19 protein-coding genes are annotated in these 18,803 nt (G+C 67.5%); 3 read left to right on the forward strand and 16 right to left on the reverse strand.

The features are described from left to right. Positions 1-75: 75 nt before the first annotated feature. Positions 76-1,398 (forward strand): dicarboxylate/amino acid:cation symporter, encoded by a 1,323-nt coding sequence (locus tag LZK98_RS12430; RefSeq protein ID WP_233782699.1) that lies wholly within the window; start codon positions 76-78, stop codon positions 1,396-1,398. A gap of 9 nt (positions 1,399-1,407) precedes the next feature. Here LZK98_RS12430 and LZK98_RS12435 read toward each other — a convergent pair whose 3' ends face one another. The 3 genes from LZK98_RS12435 to recA all read right to left on the reverse strand — a co-directional run bounded on the left by LZK98_RS12435 (position 1,408) and on the right by recA (position 4,276). Then, positions 1,408-2,034, reverse strand: a complete 627-nt coding sequence (locus tag LZK98_RS12435) for a glutathione S-transferase family protein (protein WP_233782700.1) — start codon at positions 2,032-2,034, stop codon at positions 1,408-1,410. A 13-nt stretch (positions 2,035-2,047) separates the two neighbouring features. Further along, a complete protein-coding gene (locus LZK98_RS12440) occupies positions 2,048-2,875 on the reverse strand; it encodes a class I SAM-dependent methyltransferase (protein WP_233782701.1) in 828 nt (275 codons plus the stop codon). A 315-nt stretch (positions 2,876-3,190) separates the two neighbouring features. After that, positions 3,191-4,276, reverse strand: a complete 1,086-nt coding sequence (gene recA, locus LZK98_RS12445) for a recombinase RecA (RefSeq protein ID WP_233782702.1) — start codon at positions 4,274-4,276, stop codon at positions 3,191-3,193. 168 nt (positions 4,277-4,444) lie between these two features. On the opposite strand from recA, the gene LZK98_RS12450 reads away from it, so the two are divergent. Continuing rightward, positions 4,445-5,521 carry an oxidoreductase gene (locus tag LZK98_RS12450; protein WP_233782703.1) on the forward strand — a complete coding sequence of 359 codons (1,077 nt, stop codon included), beginning with the start codon at positions 4,445-4,447 and terminating at the stop codon, positions 5,519-5,521. Positions 5,522-5,536: 15 nt separating this feature from the next. On the opposite strand, the gene LZK98_RS12455 is transcribed toward LZK98_RS12450, so the two are convergent. Next, positions 5,537-6,433: an SDR family oxidoreductase gene (locus tag LZK98_RS12455; RefSeq protein ID WP_233782704.1), complete on the reverse strand. Its 897-nt coding sequence runs from the start codon at positions 6,431-6,433 to the stop codon at positions 5,537-5,539. Between the two features lie 93 nt (positions 6,434-6,526). Here LZK98_RS12455 and LZK98_RS12460 point away from each other — a divergent pair, with 93 nt between their 5' ends. Then, positions 6,527-7,420, forward strand: coding sequence for a helix-turn-helix transcriptional regulator (locus LZK98_RS12460; RefSeq protein WP_233782705.1), 894 nt, complete (start codon positions 6,527-6,529; stop codon positions 7,418-7,420). Here the strand turns inward: LZK98_RS12460 and LZK98_RS12465 are convergent. The 12 genes from LZK98_RS12465 to LZK98_RS12520 all read right to left on the reverse strand — a co-directional run bounded on the left by LZK98_RS12465 (position 7,360) and on the right by LZK98_RS12520 (position 18,801). Beyond that, positions 7,360-7,638 (reverse strand): DUF1467 family protein, encoded by a 279-nt coding sequence (locus LZK98_RS12465; RefSeq protein ID WP_233782706.1) that lies wholly within the window; start codon positions 7,636-7,638, stop codon positions 7,360-7,362. The two genes, LZK98_RS12460 and LZK98_RS12465, sit on opposite strands and share 61 nt — an antisense overlap. Positions 7,639-7,648: 10 nt before the next feature. Continuing rightward, complete coding sequence (locus tag LZK98_RS12470) at positions 7,649-9,292, reverse strand: ribonuclease J (protein ID WP_233782707.1); 1,644 nt, start codon at positions 9,290-9,292, stop codon at positions 7,649-7,651. Between the two features lie 106 nt (positions 9,293-9,398). Then, positions 9,399-10,190, reverse strand: coding sequence for a type III pantothenate kinase (locus LZK98_RS12475; RefSeq protein ID WP_233782708.1), 792 nt, complete (start codon positions 10,188-10,190; stop codon positions 9,399-9,401). Between the two features lie 100 nt (positions 10,191-10,290). Beyond that, complete coding sequence (locus tag LZK98_RS12480) at positions 10,291-10,989, reverse strand: biotin--[acetyl-CoA-carboxylase] ligase (RefSeq protein ID WP_233786571.1); 699 nt, start codon at positions 10,987-10,989, stop codon at positions 10,291-10,293. A gap of 8 nt (positions 10,990-10,997) precedes the next feature. Next, positions 10,998-12,440, reverse strand: coding sequence for an NADH-quinone oxidoreductase subunit NuoN (gene nuoN / locus LZK98_RS12485; RefSeq protein WP_233782709.1), 1,443 nt, complete (start codon positions 12,438-12,440; stop codon positions 10,998-11,000). Continuing rightward, complete coding sequence (locus LZK98_RS12490; RefSeq protein ID WP_233782710.1) at positions 12,440-13,978, reverse strand: NADH-quinone oxidoreductase subunit M; 1,539 nt, start codon at positions 13,976-13,978, stop codon at positions 12,440-12,442. Before LZK98_RS12490 ends, nuoN begins: the two co-directional genes overlap by 1 nt. Further along, positions 13,975-16,050: an NADH-quinone oxidoreductase subunit L gene (nuoL, locus tag LZK98_RS12495; RefSeq protein WP_233782711.1), complete on the reverse strand. Its 2,076-nt coding sequence runs from the start codon at positions 16,048-16,050 to the stop codon at positions 13,975-13,977. Before nuoL ends, LZK98_RS12490 begins: the two co-directional genes overlap by 4 nt. Before the next feature lie 34 nt (positions 16,051-16,084). Further along, complete coding sequence (gene nuoK / locus LZK98_RS12500) at positions 16,085-16,390, reverse strand: NADH-quinone oxidoreductase subunit NuoK (RefSeq protein WP_233782712.1); 306 nt, start codon at positions 16,388-16,390, stop codon at positions 16,085-16,087. Then, the gene (locus LZK98_RS12505; protein ID WP_233782713.1) at positions 16,387-16,998 is read right to left on the reverse strand and encodes an NADH-quinone oxidoreductase subunit J; all 612 of its coding nucleotides are present in this window, start codon (positions 16,996-16,998) and stop codon (positions 16,387-16,389) included. Before LZK98_RS12505 ends, nuoK begins: the two co-directional genes overlap by 4 nt. 96 nt (positions 16,999-17,094) lie before the next feature. Continuing rightward, positions 17,095-17,580, reverse strand: a complete 486-nt coding sequence (gene nuoI, locus LZK98_RS12510) for an NADH-quinone oxidoreductase subunit NuoI (protein ID WP_233782714.1) — start codon at positions 17,578-17,580, stop codon at positions 17,095-17,097. Next, on the reverse strand, positions 17,577-18,629 hold the full coding sequence (nuoH, locus tag LZK98_RS12515) for an NADH-quinone oxidoreductase subunit NuoH (RefSeq protein WP_233782715.1): 1,053 nt from the start codon (positions 18,627-18,629) through the stop codon (positions 17,577-17,579). The genes nuoI and nuoH overlap by 4 nt, the downstream gene beginning before the upstream one ends. 13 nt (positions 18,630-18,642) lie before the next feature. Continuing rightward, complete coding sequence (locus LZK98_RS12520) at positions 18,643-18,801, reverse strand: hypothetical protein (protein WP_233782716.1); 159 nt, start codon at positions 18,799-18,801, stop codon at positions 18,643-18,645. Between the last annotated feature and the right edge of the window lie 2 nt (positions 18,802-18,803).

An 18,803-nucleotide genomic window follows, 5' to 3' on the forward strand; every position in this document is an offset into this window, starting at 1 on the left:
GTCCAGCGATAGGGTGCTTGACCGCGGCGCCGCAATCCCCTTCCTGTGGCCGATGTTCAACGGGGGAGACGGATTTTGGCCAAGCGCCTGACCACCTTCATTCTGATCGGCCTGGTGCTGGGTCTCGTCGTCGGGTGGATCGTCAACGCGGCGTTCGACAGCGGAACGCCCGAATCGGCGGCGACGCTCAAGGAGATCGCCAAATGGTTCGGCATCGTGACGCAGGTGTTCCTGCATCTCATCAAGATGATCATCGCGCCGCTGGTGTTCGGCACGCTGGTGGTCGGTATCGCACACATGGGCGACACCGGGGCGCTGGGGCGCGTGGGCCTGAAGTCGCTCGGCTGGTTCATCTGCGCGAGCCTGATGTCGCTGACGCTCGGCCTGATCATGGTCCACATCCTGCAGCCGGGCCTGGGGCTCAACCTGCCGCTGCCGCCGGCCAGCGCGGGCAGCGGGCTCGACAAGAGCAAGTTCGACGCGGCCGAGATCATCACCCACATCTTCCCGAGCTCGATCGTCGAGGCGATGGCGAGCAACGACATCCTGCAGATCGTCGTCTTCTCGGTGTTCTTCGGCGTCGCGATCACCGCGGTCGGCGAACGCGCCGCGCCGCTGGTCAAGGCGGCCGAGGCGCTGACGCAGGTGATGCTGCAGGTGACCGACTATGTCATGCGCTTCGCCCCCTTCGCGGTGTTCGCGGCGGTGGCGGCGACGCTGATCGAGCGCGGACCGAGCGTGATCGGCAAGCTCGCCTACTTCATGGGATCGGTCTACCTGGGCCTCGCGCTGCTGTGGTGCGCGCTGGGGGCGCTGGCGCTGCTGTTCGTCGGCAAGCGGGCGCTACAGCTGTTCCGCTACATCCGCGAGCCGACCCTGGTCGCCTTCTCGACCGCCTCGTCGGAGGCCGCCTTCCCGCGCACGCTGGAAGCGCTTGACCGGTTCGGGGTGCCGCCGCGCATCGCCAGCTTCGTGCTGCCGCTCGGCTATTCGTTCAATCTCGACGGGTCGATGATGTACATGACCTTCGCGTCGCTGTTCATCGCCCAGGCCTATGGCATCCATCTCGACCTCGGCACGCAGATCGCGATGCTGCTGACGCTGATGATCACGTCGAAGGGCATCGCCGGGGTGCCGCGCGCCAGCCTGGTGGTGATCGCGGCAACGCTCAACCAGTTCCACCTGCCCGAGGCCGGGCTGCTGCTGGTGTTGGCGGTCGACCATTTCCTCGACATGGGCCGCTCGGCGACCAATGTGGTCGGCAATGCCGTCGCGGCGAGCGTGGTGGCGCGCTGGGAAGGCGGGCTCGATCCGGCCGAGCCGCCGGTGATCGAACCCGTGCCGGCACCGACCGGCGGCGGGCCGGTGAAGGATGATCAGAGCTTTCGCGATGTGTGAAGCCGCCGGTTAGGCATAGGCATAGGGCCCGCCGGCCTCGAGCGCGGCCTGATATGCAGGGCGGGCATGGATCCTTTCCAGCCACGCGATCGACGCCGGCCGCGAGGCATCGAGGCCAGCGCGGCCGCGAGCGGCTTCGAGGGGGTAGCTCATCATCACGTCGGCGGCGGTGAAGTCGTCGCCGGCGAACCAGGGGCGGCCGGCGAGCTCGCTCTCGATCCAGTCGAGATGGACGTCGATCATCGGCTGGAAGCGCTTGGTCGCCGTCCTCCCCAGCAACGGCACGCGGCTCAGCACGAGCTTGGCGAACAGCACCGGCATCAGCGAGCCCTCGGCATAGTGGAGGAAGTGACGGTAGCGCAGCGCCGAGTCGCGGTGCGCCGGCATGCCGAGCCGGCCATCGGCATGCTCGACCAGATACTCGACGATCGCCCCGGTCTCCGCGACCACCCGCCCCTCGTTCTCGATCACCGGGGACTTGCCGAGCGGGTGCACCTTCCTGAGCTCGGGCGGGGCGAGCATCGTCGCCTTGTTCCGCTCGTAGCGCTTGATCTCATAGGGAAGCCCCAACTCCTCGAGCAGCCACAGCACGCGCTGCGAGCGCGAGTTCTCGAGATGGTGGACGATGATCGCCATGATGCTCCCCGTTCTAGTGTGCTGCCGACCATATCCATGCGGCGGCGGGGAAGTCGACGACATTGCCATGACGATAGCGCGATACGGCTGCGGCGAGGCGATCGAGCAATGCCGGCTGCACCTCGGGCGGCGCGTCGCGGATCAGTCGCGCTGCGGGGCCGATGCGGCGGAAGAAGGCGACCGCGTCCGTGACCGGGTCTTCGCCCTCGCCGGCGAGATAGGCGTAGTCGACCGGAGTGGCGATCGGATCGCGCCACCCCGCTTCACGGAGGATTGTCTCGACGCGATCGGCGTCTGTGAAAGCGAAAGGCCCCGGCCCGGCTTCGGTCGGTGGCGGTGCATGGCCGAGCACCGCGGCGGGGATCTCCTCGGCCCAGGGATTGAGGCTGCGGTCGCGGAAGCAGGAGAAGATGAGGCGCGCGTCCGGCGCTGCCGCTGCATGGAGCCGGGCGAAGGCCGCGACAGGGTCGGCGAAGAACATCACGCCGTGACGTGAGACGATGAGGTCGAAGGATGCGTGGCGCTCGGTCACGTCGAGCGCATCGCCAGCGACGAAGGCAAGATTGGCGCGGTCCTGCGCACGAGCGGTCGCGACGGCGACGAGTTCGGCAGACAGGTCGATGCCGAGCACCTCCGCATCTGGCCGGGCTGCCGCGAGCGCAAGGCTGGTGCTGCCAGCGCCGCAACCGATATCGGCGGCGCGGAAGCGGTCCGGCGGCGCCGCGGCGAGGATGGCGGCGTCGAAGTGCGGCGTGAACGCGGCGAAGCTGCGGTCGGTGCGGCGCCATTCCTCGGCCCAGGTCCGGCCAACCGTCCCGGTCCATTCGATTGCTCCGGTCAACCACGCTCTCCTTGTTGAGGCCGGCCATTCAAGGAACGGCGGCTCCTTGGATTAATTGCCAAGATGGGCGCTCAGCATAGGTGACATTCGGGTTGTCCACACGTGCCGTTCCAAGTCCCTCCTCTGAAGAGGAGAGGCTTGATGAGCGGAGCCGGTTCGAATTCCGAGGGCACTCCGGCATCCAAAGGTTCCGAAAAACGACATAGCCGCCGCCCTTTTCCCGAAACGGAAAAGGCCCGCCGCGCGGGCGAGCCTTTCCGGGAGCTTGCGGCGTACTCCGCGCATCGGCGGAGCCGTCGCGAAACCTGTCGCGCCTCAGAGATCGTCGTCCCCTGCGTCATCGTCGGCGCCGCCGACCATCATCTCCTCGGCGACCTGCTCGGTCCGGCCGCGGATCGCAGCTTCGAGCCGGGCGGTGATCTCCGGATTCTCCTTGAGGAAGGTCTTGGCGTTCTCGCGGCCTTGGCCGATGCGGACGCTGTCGTAGCTGAACCAGGCGCCCGACTTCTCGACCAACCCGGCCTTGACGCCGAGGTCGAGGATTTCGCCGATCTTCGAGATGCCTTCGCCGTACATGATGTCGAACTCGACCTGCTTGAACGGCGGCGCGACCTTGTTCTTCACCACCTTCACGCGGGTGGTGTTGCCGATGATGTCCTCGCGGTCCTTGATCTGGCCGGTGCGGCGGATGTCGAGGCGGACCGATGCGTAGAACTTGAGCGCGTTGCCGCCGGTGGTCGTCTCCGGATTGCCGTACATCACGCCGATCTTCATGCGCAGCTGATTGATGAAGATCACCATGCAGCGCGAGCGGCTGATCGAGCCGGTGAGCTTGCGCAGCGACTGCGACATCAGCCGCGCCTGCAGGCCGACATGGCTGTCGCCCATCTCGCCTTCGATCTCGGCCCTGGGCACCAGCGCGGCGACCGAATCGACCACCAGCACATCGATCGCGTTCGAGCGCACCAGCGTGTCGGTGATCTCCAGCGCCTGCTCGCCGGTATCGGGCTGCGACACGATCAGTTCGTCGATGTCGACGCCGAGCTTCTTGGCATAGACCGGGTCGAGCGCGTGCTCGGCATCGACGAAGGCGGCGGTACCGCCGTTACGCTGAGCCTCCGCGATGACGTGGAGCGCGAGCGTGGTCTTGCCCGAGCTTTCGGGACCGTAGACCTCGATCACGCGGCCGCGCGGCAGGCCGCCGACGCCGAGCGCGATGTCGAGCCCGAGCGACCCCGTGGAGATCGCCTCGACCTGCATTGCCTCTTTCGAGCCGAGCCGCATCGCGCTGCCCTTGCCGAACGCGCGGTCGATCTGTGCGAGGGCGGCGTCGAGCGCCTTCTGACGATCAGAGTTGGTGGTTGCCATGCCGGTATCGATGACCTTCAGGTTCGCTGCCATTGGGAAGCTCCGTCGCTAGGGCATCCACGCGCCCGGTTCAACGCTTTGTAAGGCGTACGTATCGCATTTGTTCTCATAGAACAAGAGCGGAACGAAATTTTTTCGTGCGGCCCGCCCCTCCTGCCCTGCGGTTGACCGGTCCGGCTGCCGCTGCGACATCGCGACACTATGACGACATCGACCGAAACCACCGACGTCCGGGCCGGGCTGATCGGCTACGGCTATGCCGGCAAGACCTTCCATGCGCCGATGATGCTGGCGACGCGCGGCCTGGCGCTCGCGGCGGTCGCGTCCAGCGATCCGGCCAAGGTCGGGCGCGATTTGCCCGACGTCGAGGTGATCGCCGATCCGCAGGCCCTGATCGCGCGGGACGATATCGAGCTGGTCGTGATCGCCTCCCCCAACGCGAGCCACGCCCCGCTTGCGGCCACTGCGCTCGCGGCCGGCAAGCATGTGGTCGTCGACAAGCCCTTCACCCTCAACCTCGCCGAGGCGCGGAAGGTGGTGGCGCTCGCCGAGGCCCAGGAGCAGCTGCTGGCGGTGTTCCATAACCGGCGCTGGGACAGCGACTTCCTCGGCGTGCGGCAGGCCATCCAGAGCGGGCTGCTCGGACGCGTCACCCATTTCGAGTCGCATTTCGATCGCTTCCGGCCCGAGGTGCGCCAGCGCTGGCGCGAGGGGCCGGGGCCCGGGAGCGGGATCTGGTTCGATCTCGGGCCGCATCTCATCGATCAGGCGCTCCAGCTGTTCGGGCTTCCGCAGCGCGTACAGGCGGACCTCGCCATGCAGCGGAGCGGCGCGCTGACCGACGACTGGGCGCATGTCGTGCTCGATTACGGGGCGCTGCGGGTGATCCTCCATGCCGGAATGATGGTGGCGGGCGGCAGCAGCCGGTTCGTCGTGCACGGGGAGAAAGGAAGTTTGGTCAAGCGCAAGCCGGACCCGCAGGAGGCGCAGCTGCTCTCGGGGATGACGCCGGGCAGCCCCGGGTGGGGCACGGACGACGACGACATGCTGTTCTACGACGGATCGGGCGACGAGCGGCGGATCGCGGCGCCGGCCGGCGATCAGCTGAGCTTCTATCGCGGCGTCGCCGATGCTGTGCGCGGCGCCGCGCCGAACCCGGTGCCGCCGATCGAGGCACTGACCGTGATGGCCGTGCTCGAGGCGGCAGCCGAATCCGCGCGCGACGGCCGGACGGTCGCGCTGCCGCTGACCGAGCGGGAGCGCGCCGCGTTGGCGTGAGCGGTGGCCGGCGGGTCAGGCTGCAGGCACTTCCAGCCGTTCGAGATCGGCGATCAGGCCGGGACCGGTCGGCTGCCATCCCAGCTGCGCGCGCGTCCATTCGCTCGATGCGGGAAGGTCCCTCGCCGCGAAATGTGCGAGCCAGCCGAAATGGGCCCCGGCCTCCTCCGGAGCAATCGACGCCACCGGCAGTCCGAGGCGGCGGCCGATGGTTTCGGCGATCTCGCGCGTCGGGACGCCCTCTTCGGCAACGGCATGGTATCTGGCATTCGGCTCCGCGCGCTCGAGCACGAGCCGGTAGAGGCGCGCCACGTCGAGCACATGCGCGGCCGGCCAGCGGTTATCTCCCTCCCCGACATAGGCGAACACCCCCTTTTCGCGCGCGATCTCGATCGCCGGGGTGACAAGACCCTGCTTGCGCGTGTCGTGAACCTGCGGAAGCCGCACCACCGACACATTGGCTCCGGCAGCCGCAGCGGCAGCGGCTGCCTCTTCCGATGCGGCGCGCGGAACCACCGAGGAGCTGACGGTCGGACCATCCTCCCTCGCCGGCTCCGCTGGCACGGTGTTGCCGATGGCGGTGCCGGACGTCACGATCAGCGGCCGATCCGAACCGGCGAGCGCGGCACCGAGGGCCTCGACGACACGCCGGTCGTCCTCGCAATTCTGCGCGAAGGTCGAGAAGTCGTGGTTGAAGGCGAGATGGATGACGCCGTCGGAGCGGGCGGCGCCGCTCGTCAGGCTGTCCCGGTCCGCGATCGATCCGCGGTGCGGTTCGGCCCCGGCAGCGGCGAGCGCCGCGACGCCCTGTTCCGAGCGCGTGAGGCCGAGGACCTGATGCCCCGCCGCCAACAGCTCCCGCACGACCGCCGAGCCGATGAATCCGGTCGCGCCGGTGACGAATACCCGCATGAGATGGTCTCCATGATTTCTGCGGAGACGAATCTGGCGGGTCGCGCTATCCTGTTAAAGACGAGACATTATCCTGGTATAAGAGCTAACAGCATGGGCACATCCGGCCAGAGCGACAACCGTCTCGGCGCCTATCTGAAGGATCGGCGGGGGAAGCTCGATCCGGCGGCGTTCGGTTTTCCGGGCACGCGCCGGCGCACGCCTGGTCTGCGCCGCGAGGAAGTGGCGCAGCGGGCCAACATCAGCGCGACCTGGTACACCTGGCTCGAGCAGGGACGCGGCGGCGCGCCTTCGGCCGAGGTGCTCGACCGGATCGCCTCTGCGCTCATGCTGACCGAGGTCGAGCGTGAACATCTCTTCCTCCTGGGGCTGGGGCACCCGCCGGAGGCGCGCTATCGGAAGGACGAGGGTGTCTCCCCGCGCCTGCAGCACGTGCTGGACCGGCTCGAACCGAGCCCGGCGATGATCCGGACGGCGACATGGGACGTCGTCGCATGGAACCGCGCGGTGGCGGTGACGCTGACCGACTATGGCTCGCTGCCGCCGGGGCAGCGCAACATCCTGCGCGCCATCTTCCTCGACCGGCGCGTCCGCGAGGCTCAATATGACTGGAAGAGCGTGGCGCGGTTCGTCGTCGGGGTTTTCCGTGTGGACGCCGCCCGCGCCGGCGCATCGGCGGAGGTGACCTCCTTCGTCGAGGAGCTCTGCCTGCTGAGCCCCGAGTTCGAGGCGATGTGGCGCGAGAACGACGTCCACAGCTATGGCGAGGGCACTAAGCACATCCGGCATCCGCTGTTTGGGCCGATCTCTTTCGAATATTCGGCCTTCGCGGTCGACGGCAGGACCGACCTCAGCATGATCGTCTACAATCCGGTCGATCCGGGCCTTTCCGACAAAATCCAGTCGCTCATCGACGAGGCCGATACTCAGCCCGCCGGCCGGCCCCAGCGCGTCCAGTCGAGCATGTCGGCGGTGACCCAGCCGTAGACGTAGTTGAGCAGGAACAGCCCCCACAGGATCGTCGCGACGATCGTTACGCGGAGCGCGATGCGGCCGGGCCGGAAGACGTGGGGCGCGCTCTCGGCCTGACCCGGCACCAGCTCGGCACCCGCCTCGTGCGCGGTGCGGACGCCGAAGGGGAGCACGAGGAAGACCGAGAAGGCCCAGAACAGGGCATAGATGGCGATCGCGGACTTCCAGTTCATCGCGGAAATCCTACGCCTGGATCACCAGCACGTCGACGATCGGCTTCTTGCCCGTCCAGCGCGTGGCGACGCGGCGGACGGCGAGGCGCAGGGCCTCGCGGAGGTTGTCGAGCCCTTTGCCGCGGCTGTCCTTGACCGCCTGTTCGGCGGCGTCGACCGCTTCTTCGATGAAGGGCTCCCGCTCCTCCTCGACCGGGATGCCCTGGAGCCGCACCTCGGGCTCGCCCAGCAGTGAGCCGTCCTTGCGGATCGCCACCGCGACCGAGATCTGGCCATAGGCGGCGATGCGGCGGCGCTCGTTGATGGTGCCGCCGTCCGCCGGCAGGATCACGTCACCGTCGAGCGCGAGGCGGCCGACCGGTGCCTCGCCGATCTTCTCGGGCGTGCCGGGGGCGAGGCGGATGATGTCGCCGTCCTTTTGCAGCACTGCACCCGGGACGCCGTTCTCCAGCGCGAAGCGGGCGTGCTCGGCGAGGTGGCGCATCTCGCCGTGGACCGGCATCACCAGCTGCGGGCGGATCCAGCGGTACATCGACTGGAGCTCCGGGCGCCCGGGATGGCCGGAGACGTGGACGAAGGCCTGGCGGTCGGTGATGATCTCGACGCCCGCAGTGGCGAGCTTGTTCTGGATCTCGCCGATCGCGCGCTCGTTGCCGGGGATCTGCTTGGAGGAGAAGACGACGGTGTCGCCGCGAGCCAGCTTGATCGGGTGGCTGTCGTCGGCGATGCGCGCGAGCGCGGCGCGCGGCTCGCCCTGGCCGCCGGTGGCGACGATCAGCACCTGGCTGCGCGGCAGGCCCATCGCCGTCTCCCAGTCGACCGTCTCGGGGAAGCCCTTGAGATAGCCGACAGAGCGGGCGACGCGCAGGATTCGGTCGAGCGAGCGGCCGGCGACGCAGAGGGTGCGGCCGGTGTCCTTGGCGACCTCGCCCAGCGTGGCAAGGCGCGCGGCGTTGGAGGCGAAGGTGGTGACGAGCACGCGGCCCTTCGCCGCCGAGATCACCTCGTCGAGCCCGGCGCGGACCTCGGCCTCGCTGCCCGACGCTTCGGGGTTGAAGACGTTGGTGGAGTCACAGACCAGCGCGAAGATGCCCTTGTCGCCGATCTGGGTCAGCTCCTCGGCGGTCGAGGGGGAGCCGAGCAGCGGGGTCTCGTCGATCTTCCAGTCGCCGGTGTGGAAGATGCGGCCGTGCGGCGTCTCGATGAGGAGGGCGTTGCCCTCGGGGATCGAGTGGGCGAGCGGGACATAGGTCACGGCGAATGGGCCGAGCTGGACCTTGCCGTCCTCGCGGACGACGTGGAGCTTGACCTGGTCGGAGATGCCCTCCTCGTCGAGCTTCTCGCGAATCAGGCCGGCGGTGAAGGGCGAGGCATAGAGCGGGACGCCCAATTCGGCGGCGAAATAGGGCAGCGCGCCGATGTGATCCTCGTGCCCGTGGGTCAGGAAGATGCCGACGAGATCGTCGAGCCGCTCCTCGATGAACGAGAGGTCGGGCAGCAGCACGTCGACGCCGGGATAGTCGGGATCGGCGAAGGTCACGCCGCAATCGACCATCAGCCACTTGCCGTTGCAGCCGTAGAGATTGACGTTCATGCCGATCTCGCCGGACCCGCCGAGCGCGACGAAGAGGAGTTCGTTGTTGGGGTTGGTCACTTGAGTCCTTTGGAAAACCGTATCCCCGCGAAGGCGGGGATCCAGGGGGTAACGGAGAGTGTCGCTTGAGCCCCCTGGGCTCCCGCCTACGCGGGAGCACATATCATTACTTCATATGGGCCCGCTGCCACACCAGCGCCAGCCCCTGGAGCGTGAGATCGGGTTCGTAGATGTCGAACACGTCGGTATGCTTCTCGAACAAGATGGCGAGGCCGCCGGTGCTGATCACCTTCGCGGGGCGGCCGATCTCGGCCTTGGTGCGGGCGACCAGACCCTCGATCATCGCGACATAGCCCCAGTAGATGCCGATGTTCATCTGGTCGACGGTGTTGCGGCCGATCACGCTGCGGCTCTCGGGCGCCTCGATCGCGATGCGGGGGAGCTTGGCGGCGGCGCTCACCAGCGCGTCGAGCGACAGGTTGATGCCCGGCGCGATGATGCCGCCCTTGTAGGCGCCCGAATAGTCGACGACGTCGAAGGTGGTGGCGGTGCCGAAATCGATGATGATCGCGTCGCCCGGATGACTCGCATGCGCGGCGATGCAGTTGAGCGCGCGGTCGGCGCCGAGGTTCTGCGGCTCGTCGACGTCGAGCGCGAAGCCCCAGCCGCCCTCCCCCGCGATCATCGCCTCGCCGCCGAAATATTTGCTGGCGAGCATCTGGAGGTTGTGGAGCGCACGCGGGACGACGGTGCCGATGATGACGCCGGTCACCGCCGACCGGTCCAACCCCTCGAGCGCGAGGAGCTGACTCAGCCACACCGCATATTCGTCGAAGGTGCGGCGCGGATCGGTGGCGATGCGCCAGCGCGCCCGGATCGCGTCCGGCCCCGGCGGCGCGTCGAGGTCGATCAGCGCGAAGACGACGTTGGTATTGCCGGCATCGATCGCGAGCAGCATTGCCCTCAAACCCTCCGTTCGTGTCGAGCGAAGTCGAGACACGTTGGTGTCGCCCAGCCCGTTCCTCGACTTCGCTCGGAACGAACGGGTGGGAATGCCCTCAGATGAGGAACACGTCGCCTGCGTGCATGACATGCCGGCCGCCGTCGGCCAAGCGCAGGATGAGCGCGCCCTGGCTGTCGAGCCCGTCGAACAGGCCGTCGACGCTGGTGCCGTCGGGCAGGCGCGCGGTGAGCGCGGTGCCGACCGGATGCGCGCGCTCCAGCCAGCGCTGGCGGATCGGGGCGAGCCCCTCCCCTCGCCAGCGTGCGAGCCAGCGGGCGAAGGATTCGGCGAGCGTCTCGGCGAAGACGGCGGGATCGACGGTGGCGCCGTGGTCGGCGAGGCTGGTGGTGGGACGCTCGGCGAGACTCGGGTGATGGGCGAGATTGACGCCGCAGCCGATCACCACCGCATCGCCGGCACGTTCGAGCAGGATGCCGGCGATCTTCGCTCCGTCGAGGAGCAGGTCGTTGGGCCATTTGAGCGCGAGAGCGGTGCCGCCATGTGCGGCCACCGCCTCCTCCACAGCCACGCCTGCGACCAGTGCCAGCGTCGGGGGCGGCGGATCGGCGGGGCGCAGGCGGACCAGCGTGCTGCCGTAGAAATTGCCCGCTTCCGACACCCACGGCCGCCCCTGCCGCCCGCGTCCGGCGGTCTGGCGTTCGGCGCGGAGCCACCAGCCCTCCTCCGCACCGCCGGCGGCGGCGAGCGCGAGGAGGTCGGCGTTGGTCGATCCCGTCTCGGCGACGGTACGGATCGTCGGCGTCAGAACAGCGAGCCCGCCGCGACCTGGGTCCAGCGGCCGAGCGGCGCCAGCAGGAACCAGCCCACCGGCGACACCAGCACCGCGGCGACCGCGATCAGCCCGCCCTCGACGACGCTGCCGCGCGGGAAGGCCTCGGCCGGCGCGTCGAAATACATGACCTTGACGATGCGCAGGTAATAATAGGCACCGATCACCGAGGCGACGAAGCCGGCGACCGCGAGCGGGAACAGCCCCGCGCCGACCGCGGCGTCGAACACCGCCAGCTTGGCGTTGAACCCGAGCAGCGGCGGGATGCCGGCCAGGCTGAACATGAAGATCGCCATCGCCAGCGCGAGGCCGGGCCGCGTGCGCGACAGGCCGGCGAGGCTGTCGATGGCCTCGACCTGCTGCCCCTCGGCATCGCGCATCTGCAGCACGACGATGAAGCTGCCGAGCGTCATGGTGATGTAGACCGTGAGGTAGAACAGCACCGCGGCGACGCCCTGCGGCGTACCGGCGGCGAGCCCAACCAGCACGAAACCGACGTTGTTGATCGACGAATAGGCGAGCAGGCGCTTGACGTTGCGCTGCCCGATCGCCGCCACCGCGCCGAAGATGATCGACGCGAGCGCGGCGAAGATCACGATCTGGCGCCACTGGCTCTCGGCCGGACCCATCGCCTCGATCGCGACGCGCACGCTGAGCGCCATCGCCGCCACCTTGGGCGCCGAAGCGAAGAAGGCGGTGACGGGGGTCGGCGCGCCCTCGTAGACGTCGGGCGTCCACATGTGGAACGGCACCGCCGCGAGCTTGAAGGCGAGGCCGGCGAACACGAACACCAGGCCGATCAGCAGCCCGGTCGAATGGCCGCGCTCATAGGCGGCGGCGACCAGCTCGAAGTTGGTCGAGCCCGAGAAGCCGTAGACCAGCGAGATGCCGTAGAGCAGGATGCCCGAGGCGAGCGCGCCCAGTACGAAGTATTTGAGGCCCGCTTCCGCCGAGCGGCCGTCGCGCCGCATGAAGCTCGCCAGCACATAGGCGGCGAGGCTCTGCAGCTCGAGGCCGATGTAGAGCGACAGCATGTCGCCCGCCGAGGCCATCACCCCCATGCCGATCGCCGACAGCAGCATCAGCACCGGATATTCCGGGCGCAGGTCGTCGCCGCTGGTGCGCTGGAAGAAGCCGGGCGCGATAATGATCGACACCGCGGTGCCGGCGTAGATCAGTACCTTGGCGAAAGCCGCGAAACCGTCGGCGCGGTAGAGGCCGTCGAAGGCGACCGCGCCGCTCGACGACGGGCCGATCAGCGCGATGCCGGCGCCGATCAGCACGGCGACCGCGGTCCAGCTCACCGCGCGGGTCGAGGCCTGGCCGCCCCAGGCGGCGACCAGCATCAGCACGAGCGCGCCGATGCCGAGTACGATCTCCGGCAGCGTCAGCAGGGTCTGGTGGGCGAGCGACATCAGTGCGCCTCCCCATGCGTGGCTTCGGCGGCGTGGGCAGCAGGCACGGCGGCGGGATTGCCGGGGGTCGGCAGGGAGTCGCCGGCCGGCTTGGCGCGGTCGACGCGGGCGAGCAGCGTGGTCACATCGTTGCGCATCGGCGCGAGGAAGCTCTCCGGATAGACGCCCATCCACAGCACCACCGCGGCCAGCGCGCCGAGCATCGCCAGCTCGCGGCGGTTGAGGTCGGGCATGGCCTTGACGTCGTCGTGGACGAGATCGCCGAACACGACGCGGCGGTAGAGATAGAGCATGTAGGCGGCGCCCAGGATGATGCCGGTGGTGCAGACGAGCGTGATCCAGGTCGACACCTGATAGGTGCCCATCAGGCTCAATATCTCGCCGATGAAGTTGCTGGTGCCGGGCAGGCCGACCGAGGCCATGGTGAACAGCATGAACAGCACGGCATAGCGCGGCATGTTGATCGCGAGGCCGCCGTAGCGGGCGATCTCGCGGGTGTGGAGCCGGTCGTAGATCACGCCGACGCACAGGAACAGCGCGCCAGAGACCAGACCGTGGCCCAGCATCACCATCATCGCGCCCTCGATGCCCTGCTGGTTGAAGGCGAACAGGCCGATGGTGACGATCGCCATGTGCGCGACCGAGGAATAGGCGATCAGCTTCTTCATGTCGCTCTGCACGAGCGCGACGAGCGAGGTGTAGACTACGGCGATCGCCGACAGGCCGAACACCAGCCAGATCAGCTCAGCCGACGCCTCCGGGAACATCGGCAGCGAGAAGCGCAGGAAGCCGTAGCCGCCGAGCTTCAGCAGCACGCCCGCCAGGATCACCGAGCCCGCGGTCGGCGCCTGGACGTGCGCGTCGGGCAGCCAGGTGTGGACCGGCCACATCGGCATCTTGACCGCGAACGAGGCGAAGAAGGCAAGCCACAGCCACGTCTGCGCGTGGACCGGGAAGTCGTGCGTCAGCAGCGTCGGGATATAGGTGGTCCCCGCCTCCTGGCTCATCCACAGCATCGCCACCAGCATCAGCAGCGAGCCGAGCAGCGTGTAGAGGAAGAACTTGTACGACGCGTAGATGCGGTTGGCGCCGCCCCAGATGCCGATGATCAGGTACATCGGAATCAGGCCGCCTTCGAAGAAGATGTAGAACAGGAACAGGTCCTGCGCGGCGAAGGTGCCGATCATCAGCAGCTCGGTCGCGAGGAACGCGGCCATATATTCCGGCACGCGCTCGGTGATCGCGTCCCAGCTCGCGCCGATGCAGATCGGCATCAGGAACACGCTGAGCATGATCAGCAGCAGCGCGAAGCCGTCGATGCCCAGCGCCCAGGCGAAGCGCCCGAACAGCGGCACGTTCTCGACGAACTGCCACTGCGCGCCGCCGACGTCGAAATTGGCCCACAGCACGATGCCGAGCGCAAGGTCGATGAACGTCGCGATCAGCGCGATCCAGCGCGCGGTGCCGGCATTGACCAGCAGGCAGGCGACCGCGCCGAGCGCGGGCACCAGCAGCATGAGGGAAAGGATGCCGCTCATCGTGCCACCACCCAGGTCACCGCCGCGACCAGGCCGAGCAGCATCACGAATGCATAGGTGTAGAGATGGCCCGACTGGAGCCGCGCCGTGACGCCGCTGCCGCGCGCCACCACCCAGGCGACGCCATTGGGACCGAAGCGGTCGATCGTGCCTTCGTCACCGCCCTTCCAGAACAGGCGGCCGATCGCGAATGCGGGCTTCACGAACAGCACGTTGTAGACCTCATCGAAGTACCATTTGTTGAGCAGGAAGCGGTAGAGGACGCGGAACATGTCGGCGAACTGGGCCGGGAACTCCGGCGCGCGGATGTAGGCGAGCCAGGCGATCAACAGGCCGAGCAGCATCACGATCGTCGCCGAGAGCTTCACCAGCACCGGCACCTCGTGCATCGCATGCATCAGATGCTCGTTGAAGGCGACCGCGCCGTGCCAGAAGCTCTCGCCGGCGGTCGGCTCGATGAAGAAGCCGTGGAACACCAGGCCCGCGAGCACCGCGCCGACCGACAGCAGCGCCAGCGGCAGCAGCATCGTCCACGGGCTCTCGTGCGGATGATAGCCGGCGGTGCCCTCGTGCAGGTCGTGCGCGCCGGGTTCGTCGACATGCTGGTCGTGGCCAGCGCCCTCATCGACGCCGTGATGGCCGTGGCCGTGCGCGTCGTGAACGGCGTGCTGGATATGCTCCGAGTTCGCCCAGCGCGGCTTGCCCCAGAAGGTCAGGAACATAAGGCGCCAGGAATAGAAGCTGGTCAGCAGCGCCGCGAACACGCCGACGTAGAAGGCGAGCTGGCTGGTGCCGCCGGCCGCCCAGGCCGCCTCGATGATCGCATCCTTCGAGTGGAAGCCGGCGAAGCCGATCGCGGCATTGCCGAAGATGCCGGGAATGCCGACACCGGTGATCGCGAGCGTGCCCGCCATCATCGCCCAGAAGGTGATCGGGATGTGCTTCCTGAGACCCCCGTAGAAGCGCATGTCCTGCTCATGGTGCATGGCATGGATCACCGATCCGGCACCGAGGAACAGCAGCGCCTTGAAGAAGGCGTGGGTGAAGAGGTGGAACATCGCCGCGCCGTACGCTCCGACGCCGGCGGCGAAGAACATGTAGCCGAGCTGCGAGCAGGTCGAATAGGCGATCACGCGCTTGATGTCGTTCTGCACCGTGCCGACGGTGGCGGCGAACAGGCAGGTCGCGGCGCCGATAAAGGTGACGAAGCCCATCGCCACCGGCGAGGTCTCGAACATCGGCGACAGGCGGCATACCATGAACACGCCCGCGGTCACCATCGTCGCGGCGTGGATCAGCGCCGACACCGGGGTCGGGCCCTCCATCGCGTCGGGAAGCCAGGTGTGCAAGCCCAGCTGCGCCGACTTGCCCATCGCGCCGATGAACAACAGGATGCACAGCACCGTCATCGTGTCGAAGCGGTGGCCGAGGAAGCCGATCGTGCTGCCGGCCATGCCCGGCGCCGCCTCGAGGATCGCCGGGATCGAGATCGTCCCGAACACGAGATAGGTGCCGAAGATGCCGAGCATGAAGCCGAGATCACCCACACGGTTCACCACGAACGCCTTGATCGCAGCGGCGTTGGCGCTCGGCTTCTTGAACCAGAATCCGATCAGCAGATAGGAGGCGAGGCCGACGCCTTCCCAGCCGAAGAACATCTGGAGGAGGTTGTCCGCCGTCACCAGCATCAGCATCGCGAAGGTGAACAGCGACAGATAGGCGAAGAACCGCGGCTGATCCGGGTCCCCGTCCATATACCCCCAGCTATAGAGGTGGACGAGCGCCGACACGCTGGTGATCACCACCAGCATCACCGCGGTGAGCGCATCGACTCGGAGCGCCCAGGCGACGTCGAGCGTGCCCGACCTGATCCAGGTGAACACCGGCTCGACATGCGCCTCGGCATGGCCGCCGAGGAAGCCGATGAAGATCGGCCAGGACAGCAGGCACGACACGAACAGCCCCGCGGTGGTGATCACCTTGGGAAAGGTCGTGCCGAACGCGCGGTTGCTCAGCCCCGCGACGGCGGCGGCGAGCAGCGGCAGGAAGACAATGACGGCGATCGACGTCATGCGACGTCGCCCCGGTGACGGTTATTGTTCTGCATCACCCCTTCATCCGGTTGACGTCGTCGACCGAGATCGTGCCGCGGCCGCGGAAATAGATGACCAGGATCGCGAGCCCGATCGCCGCCTCGCCCGCGGCGACGGTCAGTACGAACATCGCGAACACCTGTCCGACGAGATCCTGGAGATACGCCGAGAAGGCGACCAGGTTGAGGTTCACGCTCAGGAGGATGAGCTCGATCGCCATCAGGATCAGGATCAGGTTCTTGCGGTTGGCGACGAGGCCGAACACGCCCAGCCCGAACAGGATCGCGGCGACGACCAGATAGTGCGTGAGGCCGATCATAGCTCCACCCCCTGCCCGACGGGCGCATCGATGTTGCGGACCGAGTCCTTGGAGCGGCGGCTCACCTGGCTCCAGATCTTCTGCGGACGCGTGTCGCGGCGCTCGCGGTGGGTCAGTACGATCGCGCCGATCATCGCCACCAGCAGCACCAGCCCGGCGCCCTCGAACACGAACAGGTAGCGCGTGTAGAGCAGCCGCCCGATCCCCTCGATGTTGGGCACCGCGGCGTCGATCGGGGCGGCGCGCGCGGCGAGGTCGACGCCGCCGGCGCTCCACGCGCCCGCGCCGATCACCACCTCGGCGGCGACCACCAGCGCCAGCGCCAGCCCCAGCGCGCCGTAGCGCACGAAGCCGGCGCGCAGCTCGGCGAAGTCGATGTCGAGCATCATGACGACGAACAGGAACAGCACTGCGACCGCGCCGACGTAGACGATCACCAGCAGCATCGCGATGAACTCGGCGCCCGCGAGCACCATCAGCCCCGCCGCGTTGAAGAAGGCGAGGATCAGCCACAGCACCGAATGCACCGGATTGCGCGACGTGATCGTCAGCGCTGCCGACACGATCACGATCGCGGCGAACAGGTAGAAGGCAATGGCCTGGATCATGCGCGCGCATCCTTGCGCTTGCAGCTCGCGGCCCCGGCTTGCGCCGGGATGGCGGAGGTAAAGTGAATCATCGGAGCCCCAGAAGTCACGGCGCGCTTACCGATAGGGCGCGTCGGCGGCAAGGTTCGCCGCGATCACGCTTTCCCAGCGGTCGCCGTTGGCGAGCAGCTTGGCCTTGTCGTAGATCAGCTCCTCACGCGTCTCGGTCGAGAACTCGAAGTTCGGCCCCTCGACGATCGCGTCCACCGGGCATGCCTCCTGGCACAGGCCGCAGTAGATGCACTTGGTCATGTCGATGTCGTAGCGCGTGGTGCGGCGCGAGCCGTCGTCGCGCGGCTCAGCCTCGATCGTGATCGCCAGCGCCGGACAGATCGCCTCGCACAGCTTGCACGCGATGCAGCGCTCCTCGCCGTTGGGATAACGGCGCAGCGCATGCTCGCCGCGGAAGCGGGGCGAGATCGGGTTCTTCTCGAACGGGTAGTTGATCGTCGCCTTGGGCTTGAAGAAATACTTCAGGGTCAGCCTGTGGGCCTTCACGAACTCCCACAGGGTGAACGAGCGGACGACTTGGGCGAGGCTCATGCCGCACCTCCGTAACGGGTCAGCATCAGGAATCCTGAAACCAGGACGACGAAGAACAACGACAGCGGCAGGAACACCTTCCAGCCGAGGCGCATCAGCTGGTCGTAGCGGTACCTGGGCACCGTGGCCTTCACCCAGCTGAAGATGAAGAAGAAGCACCAGATCTTGATCAGCAGCCAGATGATCCCCGGCACATAGTAGAGCGGCGCCCAGTCGAGCGGCGGCAGCCAGCCGCCCCAGAACAGGATGGCGTTCAGCGCGCACATCAGGATGACGTTGGCATATTCGCCGAGCCAGAACAGCGCGAAGCTCATCGAGCTGTATTCGGTCTGATAGCCGGCGACGAGCTCCGATTCCGCTTCGGTCAGGTCGAACGGCGGGCGCGCGGTCTCGGCCAGCGCCGAGATCAGGAACACCACCGCCATCGGGAACAGCAGCGGGTTGAAGCCGAAGCCGTTGACGAAGCCGTACAGCCCCTTCTGCGCCATCACGATCTGGCTGAGGTTGAACGAGCCCGCCCACAGCACCACCGAGATGAGGACGAAACCGATCGCGACCTCGTAGCTCACCATCTGCGCTGCGGCGCGGAGCGAGGAGTAGAAGGGATATTTGGAGTTGGACGACCAGCCGGCGATGATCACCCCGTAGACGCCCATCGACGACGCCGCGAGCACGTAGAGCAGCCCGACGTTGATGTCGGCGAGCACCACGCCGGCCTGGAACGGGATCACCGCCCATACGATCAGCGCGACGGTGAAGGTGATGATCGGCGCGAGCAGGAACAGGCCACGGTTGGCCGACGACGGGACGATCGTCTCCTGCAGGAAGACCTTGAGGCCGTCGGCGAAGCTCTGCAGCAGGCCGAACGGGCCGACGACGTTGGGGCCGCGGCGCAGCGCCATCGCCGCCCAGATCTTGCGGTCGGCATAGATGATCATCGCCACCGCCAGCATCAGCGGCAGAGCAATCACCAGGATGCCGACGATCGTGGCGATGAACCACGCCCAGCCGAACGGCAGGCCGATGGTGTTCTGGAAGAAGGCGGTCATTGCGGACCCATATTCAAAGCCAGCGCACCCACAACGGAATCGTGAGCAGCGCGATTATGACGAGAACGAGCAACGCGATGCAGCCGATGCGCACCGGCTTCGGCGCGATGCGCAGCGCCCACTCCAAGAAGGTTTCGAGGATTCCCTGAAGTATCTCGCCGACGAGCCACATCC

Source organism: Sphingomonas cannabina (genome assembly GCF_021391395.1).
In the GTDB taxonomy this organism is placed as follows: Bacteria; Pseudomonadota; Alphaproteobacteria; order Sphingomonadales; family Sphingomonadaceae; genus Sphingomonas; species Sphingomonas cannabina.